We start from the raw sequence: 14,661 nt of genomic DNA, 5'->3' as shown, positions 1-14,661 counted from the left end.
CAACTCGTTATTATACGTTTTTATAGCATAAACTGATAAATTCCTCCATACACAACCGGCTGTTTCATCGCTTCTTCGGGAGTGTAAATATCCAGTAAGGTATAGAATGATTTAATAACACCTCCATGCGTGATAATAAGAATTTTCTTATCGGATAGTTTTCTCAATTCCTGGATAAACTCTTTTACCCGGTAAATTAAATCTGAATAGGACTCGCCGCCCGGGCAAATTTCAGATACATAGTTATTCATCCATTTGTTCAACGAAGTCTGATCCATATCATTCCATGCTTTCAGTTCCCACTCCCCAAAGTTCATTTCCATCAGCCGAATATCCTGCAAGAGTGGAACATGGTAGGATTGCTGAAGTTTTTCAGCTAACAGTAAACATCTGCTAAGCGGACTGCTGAAAATACAATCTATACTTTCCGGTAATTTTTCCTGTATCCTTTTCCATTCCTCCTCAAAGCTTTCGGCTAAGGGAATATCCGACTTGCCGTAACAAATTCCTTTTTCTATCAGCGGAGTTGTATGCCGAATCAGATAAATTTCCATATGGAAAGTATTGACAGATAAAAGATAACTTCATTTACCTGCTGTGTGGCACCCAGACAGTCACCGGTGTAGCCACCAATCCATTTATTAAAATACCACTTGAGGTAGAGGGTAGTTAACAGCAAAGGCAATATTACCAGTAGAAATAATGGATGCAGAAAAACTAAAATCACAAGTGGAACTGCTGTGAACAAACTGGCAACCATTAAGTCGGTAGCAGAAATGCCTTTGGCTATTGGCTTCACTTTACTGCTGGCATCTTCCCTGGAATAAGGCAGTAAGCGGATAATCAGGATGGAGAAAAACCGGCTCAATACATGTCCACAAACCAAATAAAGACCGAATGTAGGTAAACCCACCTTGTTACTTATATCAAGTAAGGCAAAAAACTTTACCCCAAGTATGAGTACTAACCCTACCACCCCATAAGTTCCAATCCGGCTGTCTTTCATAATGTTGAGGATTTTCTCTTTCGTCCATCCCCCACCAAACCCATCGCAGGTATCGGCAAAACCATCTTCGTGAAAAGCGCCGGTTGTGAAAACAGAAACAATTATAGAGATAAGTACACTGAGTTCTGATGAGAATAAATACTGCGCTCCGGCAAATGCGGCAAATGATAAAGAAGCTACAATAAAACCGATAAAAGGGAAATACCTGGTAGCTTTATTAAGGTATTCTTCTTTGTGGTCGGCAAAACTAGGGCAGGGAATCCGGGTATAAAACATGAGTGCGGTAAAGAAAATACGCACTTCCTGGTATAGTAGTTCTTTCATCACTTACTTACCCCAGCTGATTCAAAACTAGCCATTTCTGTGAAAAAACCGACAGCTGACTGCACTAATGGATACGCCAAAGCTGTTCCTGTTCCTTCTCCCAGCCGTAGATGTAGATGTAGTAAAGGTTCAACCTGTAAGTAATCTAATTGTATCTGATGCCCCATTTCTTCAGACTGATGACAAAAAACAGCGTATTCTTTTACCAATGGATTTATGGAATGGGCAATCAGAAAAGCAGCGGTACTGATAAATCCGTCAATTAGTAAAATCATTTTCTTTTCAGCTGCAGCCAGCATAGCACCTGCCATCTGGGCAATTTCAAATCCACCAAAAGTTGCCAGTATATCCAGTGAGTTGCTTAGTTTCCCCAGTTGATTCAAAGCTTTTTCCAGAATAGCAATTTTCCGGATCAAGCCAGCTTCATCTATGCCGGTTCCCTTTCCGGTACATTCTGCAATGGGCCGTTCACAGATCAAACTGGTAATCAGGCTGGCAGAAGATGTATTGCCAATACCCATTTCCCCAAAGCCCACAATATTGCAACCTTGTTTAGAAATGAGTTCAATTACTTCATTCCCTTTCTGCAAACATTGATATACCTGTGCTAAAGTCATGGCTGGCTGCTCCAAAAAATTTTGAGTGCCATATCCTATTTTTGCGTTTATAAACCGGGAATGATAATTATTGAAAGTATAATTAACGCCAGCATCAATTACATAAAGTTGAATCTGATGCTGGTTACAAAAAACATTAATAGCCGCACCTCCATTCAGGAAATTTTGTACCATCTGCCAGGTAACTTCCTGGGGATAGGCACTTACTCCACTGTTAGCAATGCCATGATCTGCGGCAAACACCAGCACATGCGGATGACGTAATTCCGGAGTCTCTGTGCCCTGGATCAGACCGACTTGTAAAGCCAGTTCTTCTAGCTTCCCTAAAGCGCCAATAGGTTTTGTTTTATAATCAATTTTCTGCTGTAACTCTCTGCGTACATTTTCATTCAGCGGCTGAATGGAGTATGATTTCATAAAAGGCTTAAATGGTTGAATTGGTCTGTTACCTACTGAATTACGATTTTTCTAAAGATGGTTTTACATGAAGCGGAATACCAGAAACCATAAAAATTACTTCCTCTGCCAGACTGGCTACATGTTGATTGGCCCATCCCTGCAGTTCCACAAATTTTCTTCCTACTTCGGTGGTTGCATGTAAACCCATTCCAATCTCGTTGCTCACGATCAGAAAAGTGGCATCTATCTTTTGCAAGGCATCTATTTCTCTTTTGAAAGCAGTTAATGACTCCTGAACATCACTTTTGTAATCAGAGAAAAAGTTTGTAAGCCAGAGCGTCACACAATCCACTACTACCACTTTCTGCTGCAAGGGCAATGCACTTACCAGCTTTTCTTCTTCATAATTTGTCCATTCACTGCCTCTCTCCTGCTGATGCCTGCGAATCCGGTCTTCGAAATCGCCTCCCCAGTGCCTGGCTGTGGCCACATATACCGGATTGGCACTGAGCGACAAAGCTCTGTTCTGGGCATACCGGCTTTTGCCACTCCTTTCGCCACCTGTAATGAAAATAATCATGTGATTAATAGATAATAATTTTCAATCCCCCATTCATTCCATTTCTATAAACCAGTAATTCCCATGATGCATTCTCTCTCCGAAACGGATTGGAATTTCGGCCGTAAACAAAGGACAATTCACCATCAGGGTATGATATTCGCCATTTTCTCCGCAAGCATCTACTCCGATCGCTTCCAGTTCACTTACAAGCGTTTCATTAATTTCTCTACCCAGAAAATGTTCACCCATCGTTTCGTTGCAGGAAACAATATAGGCTTTGATGGGATGGGCTATCATTTCCAATACCAGTTCTTTGCGGTTGCGCTGCCAGAGTGGAAGCACTGCTTCTATGCCTGTTTTGCTACAAACCATTTCTTCCCAATCCCGGTGAGCCTGCAGATCGATATCACCAAATACAGCTGTATTGATCCCGTGTTGTTTAATAATTTGTTCTAAGCTCTGAATAAATATAGCTTCGTAATTGCTCCAGCTGGCTGGGGAGGTAATGAGTGGCAATTGCATGGCAGCCGCCTGCCTTTCCAGAACAGGTTTAGGAATCGCATGGCTCCGGCTCACCTGTCCGTTTTCATTCATCATATTGAGCAATGCCACTGGCTGCATTCCTTGTGCAATCGCCAGCATACAGGCATAACAGCTATCCTTACCTCCACTCCAGCTGCTTACAAATTTCTTCATGAAACTACTTGTAACTTCAGTGCCGGATAGCGTTTTTGTAAGAGTTCAAAAACACCAAAGAACAAGGCACAGTACACCAGATTACCAACCAACATGTTTTGCATGTATGGAATAGCCAGATAGTAACACTTGAGTAAACCTTCCAAATCTCTGGTATAAGGTAATCCAGTCGTAACATCCGTACCACCTGAAAGCAATACGCCTAAATCTGAAACCAGCCAGTGCAGTAAGGCGGCAGAAACGGCAGAAAGTACGACACTTATTACGCTTACTTTTTTGATAAACCGGCCGATCAGCACCATGCCTAAAAAGCTGGCATACACCCAGGCAAAGCCATCGTAAAAAATTACCCACTCATCAAAATACCAGTAGCGGTTGAGGAAAATATCGCCTATCCACAATGAAAGCAAGGGAAAAGCAAATGCTTTGCCCTTATTGTAAAAATAGCAGCCGCCAAACAAGGCCATGGCACCAATGGGCGTAAAATTAGAAAAAGGCAACTGTGCATTATCTGCCAACAGCAAACGGTACAAAGCAGCAAGTATGATAAACAGACCCAATACAATTGTCCTTGGTTGAATTTTATTCATGATGTTAGATAGAGTTAGAAAAATGAACATCTGATACTTTCTGAAAATGAAACCGGCTAAAGATTAACTCTAATACCGGCCTGCACATTAGTACCCTGGGTTGCAAAACCATACGCTTCCATATAATCACTGTTGAGCAGGTTATTTACCTGTGCAAAGGCAAGCAGCTTTTTCTTGAAGAAACTATACGACACATACACATCCCACAAGGCATAGGCATCCATATTTACTTCTTTTGACTCGTAATTATTGGCCGGATCAAAGAACAAATCGGTACGTTTGCCAAAAGTTTTGAAGTCAGTACTGATGAACAAGGATGGAGTGATCTGATAACCAATGTGAGCACCAACGTTATGTTTTGGGCGGCGGATAAGGTTGAAATACGTTGTATCCTGTTCGCCAGCTTTAGTGGTAACTTTGCCGGTCACATAGGTATAATAAGCACGCAGGGTTAATTTATTGTTTAGCTGAAAGGTAGGTTCTATTTCAATGCCCTGATCTTGCTGCCGGTTGAGGTTAATGTAGCCAGGATTATACGTATATAGAATAGCGTCTTTTATATCCCGGTCAAATAAAACCACCCTTATATTAAGTGTATTATCCAGCAGAAAAGTTTGAATACCTCCTTCCAGATTCCGGCTCCGTTCCGGTTTCAGGTTTTCGTTATGTCCATACTGTCCGTATAACTGGTATAAAGTAGGTGCTTTAAATCCCGTAGAATAATTCACAAAAAGCTTTACTTTTTTCTGCACCAGGAAAGATGGGTTGATGCTGTAGGTATAATTACTGCCATACTGGGAATGTTTATTATAACGGCCTCCTACTTCCAGAGAAAAACCTTTCAAATTATTTACAAACAGCGACGCATAGGGGCTGACTAAATTTACCTCCGGATTATCGAGTGTTGCCGTAGTATCCATCATGTTGAAGTGCTGGTAACTGATGCCTGCCAGTACTTGCAGGTTTTTGGCAATCGAATAGTTTCCAAAGAGTTCCCCATGGTTAAATATACCTTCAAAAGCGCTTCCACCAAATGCATTGTCGTAATTCCGGTTGGTTCGATCTAACGCATACTGAAAAGTAATACCCCCTTTGGCAAGCTGGTACTCCGCAGATAAACCGGTATTTAAAAGCTTAGCCTTATAAGTCGCTTCTGTATCATCTGTAAAGGCACCCCCATCGTATTTACCATCAAATTCCGTATAGCGCAGAAACGGGCGAATCAGTAGTTTTTCTGTGGCCTGAACACCCACATTTACATTAAGTGCATGCTGAGAGAATCCGTCTTTATCAAAATCAGCAGAGCCGGTGCTGTCTTTTGCTTCACTGATGCCATCAGTGCGGAGATAGGTATAACCAGCTGTATAATCAAACTTTTTGAGCTTGCCATTGATGCCAGCCTGTACTTTACCAGTCTGGTAGCTGCCTCCACTGAGCTGACCGAAACCTCCAATGGGTTTATCAGCTCCTTTTTTAGTAATAATATTGATCACCCCAGCTACAGCATCGCTGCCATATAAAGTAGACTGGCTGCCTTTCAGAATTTCAATCCGCTCGATCACATCAATGGGCAGCAGCCGGAGATCGAAAGAACCAGAAATGCCGGAAGGATCAGAAACTGGAACGCCATCGAGCAGGATCAGGGTGTATTCACTGGCGGCACCCCGAAGGTATACTGATTTGTCTTTTCCAGGATTGCTATTGGCTCCATTCACTATAATACCTGCCTGGGCATTGAGAACCTGTGCCAGGTCTTTGCCACCACTCTGGTCCAGCAGTTCCCTGGTGACAATGGTGAGTACTTTGCCGGTTTCGCTACTGGCCTTCGCAAACTTGGTTGCAGTAATTACGACTTCATCCAGCTGGATGGTGGTGGTGTCTTGCTGGGCAATGGATGGCGAGGATATGCCAGCACTTAGCGTGCATACACATAATACGGCCTGCCAGGCTGCCCAGACTTTTTTCTCCTTTTTCATGTAAACAATTGTTTAATGGTTTGAAAAGGAGTAAAAAGAGAGGGAATGGAAAAATGAATACATTCGGCCATTCACTGCTTTTTACCCGAAGCATTGAATTGTATGTTGTACTGGCAGGTCTTCTGACTTACTCACTTCTTAGCGCCTTCCCGTTTCCTGAAAAAATGGGGTAACAGTGGCATATAGAGGCTAAAAAGCTGTGATAGAGTTTACAGCTGCGGGAACAGTTCCGGATTTACACCGGTATTCCCTTTTAATTTCACTTGTAAAAGCGAAAACCAATACGGCGCAAATATAGAACTTTATTTATTATTCACTTAACAGGCGAAAGATTTAAAATTTGGAAGTTGGAGGTTGTTGAATCTCTTTGAACAAATAGCTTTACATATTTTTGAGCGGAGGCAAATCATCCATGGTATAATAAGAATAATTTGTTTGCAGAAATGGAATTTGTTTACCGGCTTCTACTTTATAGAGAGTGGTCTGCGAAATACGGTTCTGTGCATCATATTCGAGTTTTTCCACATACAGCAGGTTCTTTTTGTTGTACTTGGCATAGATATTTTTCGCACTCACTTTATCTTTAGAAGCATACTCCAGTTCCACATACACATTCTGCTTTCTGTTAGATGGATATTTGATCTGTATGCTTTCCAACTCATCGTTGGATTTATATTCGAAATAGCAGGTAAAATCGCTGTTATTTAAATAAGGATCTGCATAATGGTTTCTTTGAAGTACCCTTCTCTTTTCATCCATGCTGTACGCCCATCTGTCGGTTTCATACAATAAATAATCAAACGAAAAATCCCTTACGAACCTGGTATATAGTGGATCAGGTTTGCGGTCTTTTTTTAATTCATGTCCCAGCATATCAAAAGGGGCTTCATATATCAAGACTGAATTACCGGAATCTGAAAGTTTAAATACTTTTTTGCTTTTAATATACTGCTCTATATGACTCATATTATCGCGGTATTTGATACCCACGCCTTTCACAACCTGCGTAGAATACTGACCACCATCACTGGAAGTATATGTTGCATTTGTATTGTTAATATGAATGACGGCATCTACTCCTGCCTGTTTAGCTTGTTTTTTTAGTTGCAGTAGCAAAGCATTATAATCAGTACCTCCTTCTGCACTCAGCCCAATCACTTCATAGTAGGCTTTGTTAGCCGGAAGTTCATTTGTAAAATACAACTCTACTTCATTCGTATGCGGAACCAAGGGAATATTTACAAGCTGGGGAGTACTTCTGTATGGAATTTTATAGCAGGAACTTAACAGGCAGGCACACACAAGGAATAGCATACCAGAAATAGTATGGATTTTGAACATAGCAGGTTGAAAAATTAGTTTATAATTTGCAGGAATTGATGAGTGAAGATACAATATTGTTCTGCAAATTTCCAGTATTGCTCCGGGCAATTACATGGTTGTTCTAGCCTCTTACAAGATGGGTCTGCCAGGTTACAATGTTGTTCCGTTAACTTCCACAGCCGTTCTGTCAGATTACCTTACTACTCTGGCAGCTTACTATTGTGTTGTATTCATTTCATTTCTGTATCCATTATTTCTACCTACTGGCCTAAGGCTACACACTATAGTGCCTCATCTTGAGGTTTTGTGGTGAGTAAGGCCGCTGGGTATCAGGCCTTATATTTTTTTCTTATTCATCGATATAGCTGTAGACTAGCTCATTCTTAGTTGTATCTAACCGGATTGCATATCTTTCATATCCGTTATGCGGAATAAACAATTCATAATAGTATCCCTCTTTTATTTTAAAGGCTGTTTCTGTTTTTTCTTCTTTTCCATGATCATTTCTATACCCAGGGATTGTATCAGTATAACCTGGACAATTCTTAAACATCTGCTGGATATCGAGCCGATCTGATGGGGAAATATGGATAATTATTTTCTCAGAATAATCTCCAATAGCTGACGCACTGGAATTTTCAAGTATGTAAAATTCCTCTTTAAACTCAATATTAAACTTTTTAAATTTTCCTGTGATGGTTTCTTTCTCTGAACTACAGGATGTTATGAAACTTGCTATCAGTAGATATACACTTCTAATTGATTTCATTTTTATACTGCCCAATTAAGGCATATATATACTAAATTATCCATTATAAAATAATCATTTACTACTGACTACGCTACTATATTAAAATAGGAAACCTGCCCGGATCAAAGGCAGGTTATCTTCTTTGGAAAAGCCATACATAAAGGAAATCACCAGTTGGTTTAAAGGAGCCAGATACACGCCTCCTCCATATCCATGATGCCAGATACTTGATTTTTCACCATCCTGCCATACCCTGCCTACATCATTAAAACCGATAATACCTACTTGTGCCGGGAACAGATAGGACCGGAAGCTGAATAATTTGATACGCAACTCTGTATTCTGGTATAAGGCTGATTCACCGGCAAACCTGGTTTTGCGGAAGCCGCGCAGGTTGGTATTCCCGCCCAGTAGTTGTGCCTGGAAGAATTCATACTTACCCAGACTTACGCCTCCACCAAACCTGGTAGCTAAGGTAACCCTGGCTGGCAAGCGAAATGTCCAGTAGAGGGAGAGCGCAGATGAAATATACCCGAAATTAGAAGAGACTTTACCAAATCCTTTATTTGCCTCCCCTTCCAGTCCGAATACAAAGCCGGTAGTAGGCAGCATTTTACTATCCCGTTTATCTACCTGGATGCCTGCATTTACGCCTGCATAATATTTCTCTTCAAAAATGCTGTTTCCGTCCAGTCCATTTAAGGCAGTATCATCTATAAACCTGCCTTTGGTACGTTCCACTTGAATATTCTGGAAAGTAGGTCCGAAATAAATGTTTGCGTTTTCGTTTAGTTTTTTTCTAAGCTGTGGTTTAATGATCCACTGCCAAAAGCGTACCCGGTAATAGGTGATGCCATCTTCAGGCAAGGTATAAGTGGTTTCGTTGCCTAAACCGAAGAAATTGTTTACATAATTGGGTTGTTTCAAGTCAACATCAAGGCTTAGATCCAGTTTACCGATCACATCTGTAATGTCGGCCCGGTAGCGGAAATGATAGGAAGCCGTAGCAAAGGCATAGTTCGCCGTAAACGTATGTTGGGTTGCATAAGGTTCTTTGCGGAAACCCTGCGTCCTGGCCATCACCCCTCCCCCCAGAAAAAGCCCATCATCAATATTAAACTCAATGGAGGCCAGAGGGCCAAAAAAATTGTATTTAAACGCTTTCCGGTAATAGGTATTTACATCTGCTGCGTTTGAGGTAAGATTGGCACTTTCACTGTTTAGTATTAATTTATTCCCGGTAGCCGTATCGTATACTTTTGTTTTCCGGCTCATGCCTTTTACCCTGGAATCATCTATAATCTGATCTGTTCCCTTCCCACCAATGATACGGACTAAGATACCTTTATTTACATTTCCACTAAGGTGAAATACATCATCACCATCCAGGCCGTATAAACGGATTTCCCTGGTTTCTCCCGTATTGAAGGTGCGCTCATATATTTTCTGTTCGCGGTCGCCTGATTTACTGATTTTATGAACGGTTACCCTGGTATGCGCATCATCCAGCCGGGTTACTTCAAAATGCTCCTGCTTATTGCTGCCTGGAATATCTACTTCTCTGGCTAAAAACAAATAATATTCCCTGGCATATTGTGCCAGCTTATCCCGCCTGGATTTCAGTTTTGCCTCTACTTCTGAAGCTGTTAATCTAAAAATTTCTTTAGGCCAGTTTGCCAGGGCGCTTGCAATTACTTCATCGGTCAGTTCCCCTTTCAGGGAATCTGCCATTGCCACCCATTGCTGCTGGGAAGGTTCGGTGAGGAAAGAACGGTCGAAATACCGGGCATTATTCATAAACGTATTCACATCCCGCACCCGGTAATCAAAACCCTGTAACTTAGGCATCACCCACTTCCGGCTGGCAATACGGGGCAATACGCCCTGATTTACAAAGAAAACCTGGTCCCGGTCGCGTGGAATAGGTTGAAATACTAAGCCATTTTTTCCTTCAAAGCTGGCCCACCGCCACTGGTCGTCATGGCGGTCCCAATCTGCCAGAAACAGATCAAACAAACGGGCTCTTAACACAGCAATCTGATCTACGGCGTTGTCATTATCCCCATGCAGTTTTTCCAGCATTTTGTCGGTACTGTACAATTTTTTGGAGCCTCCCAGACTTGTATTATCGGAGCCATCACCTGCCGGACGTTCTTCAAATAAAGCCAGAGTATTGGCAAATGCCGGCTGGTATTGGCCCAGCCTCGGATCATTCGGAATAAAAACTACCTTTGGATTGGTATGATACACTTTTGCCGCATCTGCTAAAGTCGGTACGACTAACGAGGCATAGGGGTGAGAGGCGGAAATCTGGTCTTGTACCAGGTCTACGGCAAATGTATTTTTAAGCGCAGAAGGAATAGCACCTTCAGCAAATTTTTCAATCGAACGAAGGGTAAACTGTTTGCCTTCTTTGTTTTCCAGCCTCAGGGATTTGGTTTGCATCCCTCCTCCCCTTTGCAAGATGGTTAAGCCGCCTTTTTCTGCGCCAATATCAAATACCGGCACTTGTATCGGCTGCTCCCAAACATCCCGATAATTTGCCCCCAGTATCCATGTTTTGAACGGACCGGCTTTGTATTGCTCACTGGCTTGCGCCTTAATAGAATCCGGAAGGTTCATATTCTGGAAAGCCTCTTCCGCACTGGGTTGGGGTTGAAAAGGCTGCATCATCAGTCTTTGCCTGTACACCAGTTTGCCGGTTAGCATATTCTCATCCGGTTTATAAAATTCGAGCCAGACCGCTCCATTGCTGTAATAATTCAATCTGCCGAAACCTTCTCCTGTATCTACAAATTGTGCATGCTTACCATTGGCCACATGACTACGTTTACAGCCGGCCCCACTCACAATATAATGAAGGCTATCTCTGGTAATATATTGAAGCGAGTGTTCATGCCCGGCAGCCTGAATTAGGTTGGGATGTTGCTTAAAAAGGCCGGTTAGGGCTTTTCGCATCAGTCTGAACTTGGGATTGGGGGTATCCTGCGGATCGCCCAGCAAGGTACGGTACAATGGATAAATGGAGCCGATAATAGGAAGCGGAATCCAGAGATTTTCCTTTAGATCAGTAAGGGGAAACAGGTGTTGTTTGATGGTATACCGTCCGCCATGTGAGCCATAGGTATACATAGGATGATGCGAAGTAACCAATACTTTCCGGTGAGCATTCCGCTTCAAAATATCATCTAATTGTACCAGGATCTGGTCGGCTGTTTTGTTTTCACAATCTGATTCTTCCCCTGGTTTGTCCCAGGGATGCAAAAACCACTGGGTATCTATTACCACCAGTACCAGTTCGTCACTCAGCGGAATTTCAACCGGGCCAGGACAGCCATCATCGGGCAAATAGGTATTGCCCCGTTTCAGGTAGGTTTCTACAAATTTTTCCTGTCCTTGCACCCGTTGCCATCCCTGCCTGCCGCTTCTGGCCCAATCATGGTTGCCTGGAACAAATATGACTTTACCATTATAGCCATCCGTAATTTTTAGCTGTTCTTCCAGGTATCGTTGTGCTTCTGAACGGTCTTTATGCAGGGAATCAGGTAAGCCTTTTGGGTAAATATTATCACCCAGAAAAATGAGTGTACTATTCCCATTATCAGCTTGCAACTGAGTTTGTAAAGCACTCAGCGTTGGTTCCTGCTTGTCAATTCTGGGGGCACCTACATCTCCGATCAGAAACACAGAATACGTAAGCGTACTATCGCCTGGCTGATTCTGGAAAGCAGCAACAGCAAATGGCATGCACAAACAAGTTAAAAGCCATAGCGAACAAAAGGCTATTCTATTCATTCTTTGCATAATTAAATCTGAGAATAGTAGACCGGCCTCCTTTGCCTTCGTTGGAAATAAACATATCACCATTGGGAGAAAAACAAATACCTTCCGGCTGTTTAAATTCGGCTGATGCCAGCTGAGTTACGGTGTCAATACTACCATTTTTGTTCAATACAATCAATACTTTTCCCACCGAAGCAATGATGTATATCTGCCCGGTAACCGGGTGAACGGCAATACCAGAGGGCCGGAAATGGTCTTTCGTATCACTATTGCCAAGCGCTGCATTGACTTGATCGATTTTTAACAAAAAAACTGGTTCTTCAGCCAGGGTATTATCTGACAGATTAAAAGCATAGATGGCCCTGCTACCAGGAATATCATTTTTAATCCCGGAAATGCCTTTACAAGCCAGAAGTAATCGATTGTTAGCTACATCGTAGGCTAAACCTTCCACATCATTTTTGTGAGATAATGGTGTATCAAATACTTCAGTAGCAGATTCATCGGTTGCTTGTATAGACGTTTTGTAAATAGTTCCATCGCTTCTGACGGCAAATATAAACTCACCGACTACCTCCACTCCTTCATAATCGCCATTTTTACCAAACTTCTGTTCACTAGCAATCTTTTCTTCTTTCATATCTATGGTATAGATGATTGCTTGTTCGTCCTGAATAGCAAGCAGTTTGTCTTCACTCAGATAAGATAAGCCGGAAATTTCTTCAATTTCATAGGGCAAAAACATTTTATCATCGGGGGAATTTAAATCATAGGAAATTGCTTTTCCGGCCGCAGCTGCATCCGGTCTTTTACCGGAACAAGCCGTAAATAAACAAATCCCTATCAAAAATAAGTTTGCAGGAAAACTTCGGTTCATATAAGTGGTCTGATGGTTAGTGAGGTGCGCAAGAACATACTGAATCTGGCATGCAATTACTCTTTAGCCGGCAATTTATAGATTTTAAAATGAGTAAACACAAGGATCGCTGCCAGAATCTGAATGTTGGAATGCACCCAGAACCAGTTCATTTTTCAAAGTCAGCACAATCCCCATTAGCCCATTCCCAGGATGCAAGCTACAAAGGGTAAATTACAAAACTATTGCAGTAAAAATATCTTATTAAGGCAAAATATCAGCCTGAAAAAGTAACCACATTTCAGGCATGCCTGCTTAATTCCCGCAGTATATCTGCTGGTGTGAAGGCTTGACTATATCCCATTTTGTGGAGAATAAGGCGAATTCATACATTTTCGCAAAAAGCATATTTAATAGTAATTACCAGTGTATTTATCCCTGGCGGCATTATTTTTCATTCTGGTTTATTCCAACCCTCATTTCCCAGGAAAGATTTGAAAAAAGAAATTCCACTTCCTTACGTTACCTATGTTTTACCACAAAGAAGTGATTTGGCATTTACTGATTTAATAAACAAATTGCCTGCGTTAAAACAGGTGTATAAAAGGCGCTGGCATCCCGAATCTTTACTCAATAAAATTCGTAAATGTGCAGCGCCACTATTAGATTTTTCTAAAATGATTATGAACTATACAAAGGGTATTGCAGCTTTTTTATCTGTATGTATGTTGTACAGCTGCGAAACCAAAACTGTAGCTAAACTGGAGACAGAGCCTAAAGCCATTGTAAAAGCTCAGGTGATAGACTCAACAGCCATTATCGCCGCCAGAAAACAAGCCCTTGCCGATTCATTACGCAAGGATTCCATCCGGCTGGCAGAACTAAAAGATAGTGAGATAAAAAAAATTGAACCTTCCGCTCCCGTAGAATGGCCCAAATTACCTGATCCATTGCCTGGTTCTATTTTGCCTGAAAAGAGAATTATCGCTTTTTATGGCAACCCGCTTTCTAAACGCATGGGGATTCTGGGAGAATTGCCTCCTGATGATATGCTTGCCAAGCTGGACGAAGAAATAGAAGCCTGGAAAAAAGCCGATCCGGAAACTCCCATTCAACCTGCCTTACATGTGATCATGGTAACGGCACAAGGTGCCCCCGGCAGAGATAAAAAGTACCGCCTCCGTATGACGGATAAAGTAGCGGAAGATGTAATTGCCTGGGCTGCCAAACGGGATGCCATTGTATTCATTGACATTCAGATCGGACATAGCACCTTGCAGGACGAAATTCCTCGTCTGGCACATCTGCTGAGCCGCCCCAATGTACATTTTGCCATCGATGCAGAATTTGCTATGCGTGAAGACCATGTGCCAGGAGATTACATGGGCGTTTTCGATGCCGAAGATATCAATTATGCAACGTCCTACCTGGCTGATCTGGTTGCCCAGCACAATCTGCCTCCCAAGGTATTTGTTGTACACCGCTTTACACAGAAAATGATCACCAATGCCGACAAAATTAAACTTGATCCCAGGGTTCAGATCGTTATGCACATGGATGGATGGGGTTCCGGAACGCTGAAGAAAGATACCTACCGCCGGTATATCGTAAGAGAACCTGTACAGTATACCGGATTTAAGCTATTCTATAAAAATGATACCCGGAATGGCTGGAGCCTGATGAAACCGGAAGATGTGCTTTCTCTGAATCCAAAACCATTGTATATCCAGTATCAGTAATTTATATTTTCATCATTATAAAGGCGAAGCGTGTGAATA

The 14,661-nt window shown here is 42.0% G+C and carries 12 protein-coding genes and 1 riboswitch; of the genes, 1 reads left to right on the top strand and 11 read right to left on the bottom strand.

What is annotated here, in order from left to right; translation table 11 throughout:
• Window positions 1-20 precede the first annotated feature (20 nt).
• From cobC to GXP67_RS32680, 11 genes are all read right to left on the bottom strand, one after another.
• The gene (cobC, locus tag GXP67_RS32730) at window positions 21-554 is read right to left on the bottom strand and encodes an alpha-ribazole phosphatase (protein ID WP_162447014.1); all 534 of its coding nucleotides are present in this window, start codon (window positions 552-554) and stop codon (window positions 21-23) included.
• A complete protein-coding gene (locus GXP67_RS32725) occupies window positions 539-1,330 on the bottom strand; it encodes an adenosylcobinamide-GDP ribazoletransferase (RefSeq protein ID WP_162447013.1) in 792 nt (263 codons plus the stop codon). Before GXP67_RS32725 ends, cobC begins: the two co-directional genes overlap by 16 nt.
• Window positions 1,330-2,364 (bottom strand): nicotinate-nucleotide--dimethylbenzimidazole phosphoribosyltransferase, encoded by a 1,035-nt coding sequence (cobT, locus tag GXP67_RS32720; RefSeq protein WP_162447012.1) that lies wholly within the window; start codon window positions 2,362-2,364, stop codon window positions 1,330-1,332. The genes GXP67_RS32725 and cobT overlap by 1 nt, the downstream gene beginning before the upstream one ends.
• Before the next feature lie 40 nt (window positions 2,365-2,404).
• Complete coding sequence (locus GXP67_RS32715) at window positions 2,405-2,926, bottom strand: bifunctional adenosylcobinamide kinase/adenosylcobinamide-phosphate guanylyltransferase (RefSeq protein WP_162447011.1); 522 nt, start codon at window positions 2,924-2,926, stop codon at window positions 2,405-2,407.
• Between the two features lie 33 nt (window positions 2,927-2,959).
• Complete coding sequence (locus tag GXP67_RS32710; protein ID WP_162447010.1) at window positions 2,960-3,604, bottom strand: Dph6-related ATP pyrophosphatase; 645 nt, start codon at window positions 3,602-3,604, stop codon at window positions 2,960-2,962.
• Window positions 3,601-4,194, bottom strand: coding sequence for a DUF6580 family putative transport protein (locus tag GXP67_RS32705; protein WP_162447009.1), 594 nt, complete (start codon window positions 4,192-4,194; stop codon window positions 3,601-3,603). Before GXP67_RS32705 ends, GXP67_RS32710 begins: the two co-directional genes overlap by 4 nt.
• A 56-nt stretch (window positions 4,195-4,250) precedes the next feature.
• Complete coding sequence (locus GXP67_RS32700; protein ID WP_162447008.1) at window positions 4,251-6,170, bottom strand: TonB-dependent receptor plug domain-containing protein; 1,920 nt, start codon at window positions 6,168-6,170, stop codon at window positions 4,251-4,253.
• A 95-nt stretch (window positions 6,171-6,265) separates the two neighbouring features.
• Window positions 6,266-6,468, bottom strand: a riboswitch (cobalamin riboswitch).
• Window positions 6,469-6,551: 83 nt separating this feature from the next.
• A complete protein-coding gene (locus GXP67_RS32695) occupies window positions 6,552-7,511 on the bottom strand; it encodes a hypothetical protein (RefSeq protein WP_162447007.1) in 960 nt (319 codons plus the stop codon).
• 331 nt (window positions 7,512-7,842) lie between these two features.
• Window positions 7,843-8,262 (bottom strand): hypothetical protein, encoded by a 420-nt coding sequence (locus GXP67_RS32690; protein ID WP_162447006.1) that lies wholly within the window; start codon window positions 8,260-8,262, stop codon window positions 7,843-7,845.
• Between the two features lie 81 nt (window positions 8,263-8,343).
• The gene (locus GXP67_RS32685) at window positions 8,344-11,991 is read right to left on the bottom strand and encodes a BamA/TamA family outer membrane protein (RefSeq protein WP_162447005.1); all 3,648 of its coding nucleotides are present in this window, start codon (window positions 11,989-11,991) and stop codon (window positions 8,344-8,346) included.
• Window positions 11,992-12,031: 40 nt separating this feature from the next.
• On the bottom strand, window positions 12,032-12,904 hold the full coding sequence (locus GXP67_RS32680) for an SdiA-regulated domain-containing protein (protein ID WP_162447004.1): 873 nt from the start codon (window positions 12,902-12,904) through the stop codon (window positions 12,032-12,034).
• A 473-nt stretch (window positions 12,905-13,377) separates the two neighbouring features.
• On the opposite strand from GXP67_RS32680, the gene GXP67_RS32675 reads away from it, so the two are divergent.
• Window positions 13,378-14,622, top strand: a complete 1,245-nt coding sequence (locus tag GXP67_RS32675) for a hypothetical protein (protein ID WP_162447003.1) — start codon at window positions 13,378-13,380, stop codon at window positions 14,620-14,622.
• Window positions 14,623-14,661 lie beyond the last annotated feature (39 nt).

It is taken from the genome of Rhodocytophaga rosea (assembly GCF_010119975.1).
Taxonomy (GTDB): domain Bacteria; phylum Bacteroidota; class Bacteroidia; order Cytophagales; family 172606-1; genus Rhodocytophaga; species Rhodocytophaga rosea.
Note: the sequence above shows the minus strand (reverse complement) of the source record. Positions and strands in the feature narration are given on the sequence as shown.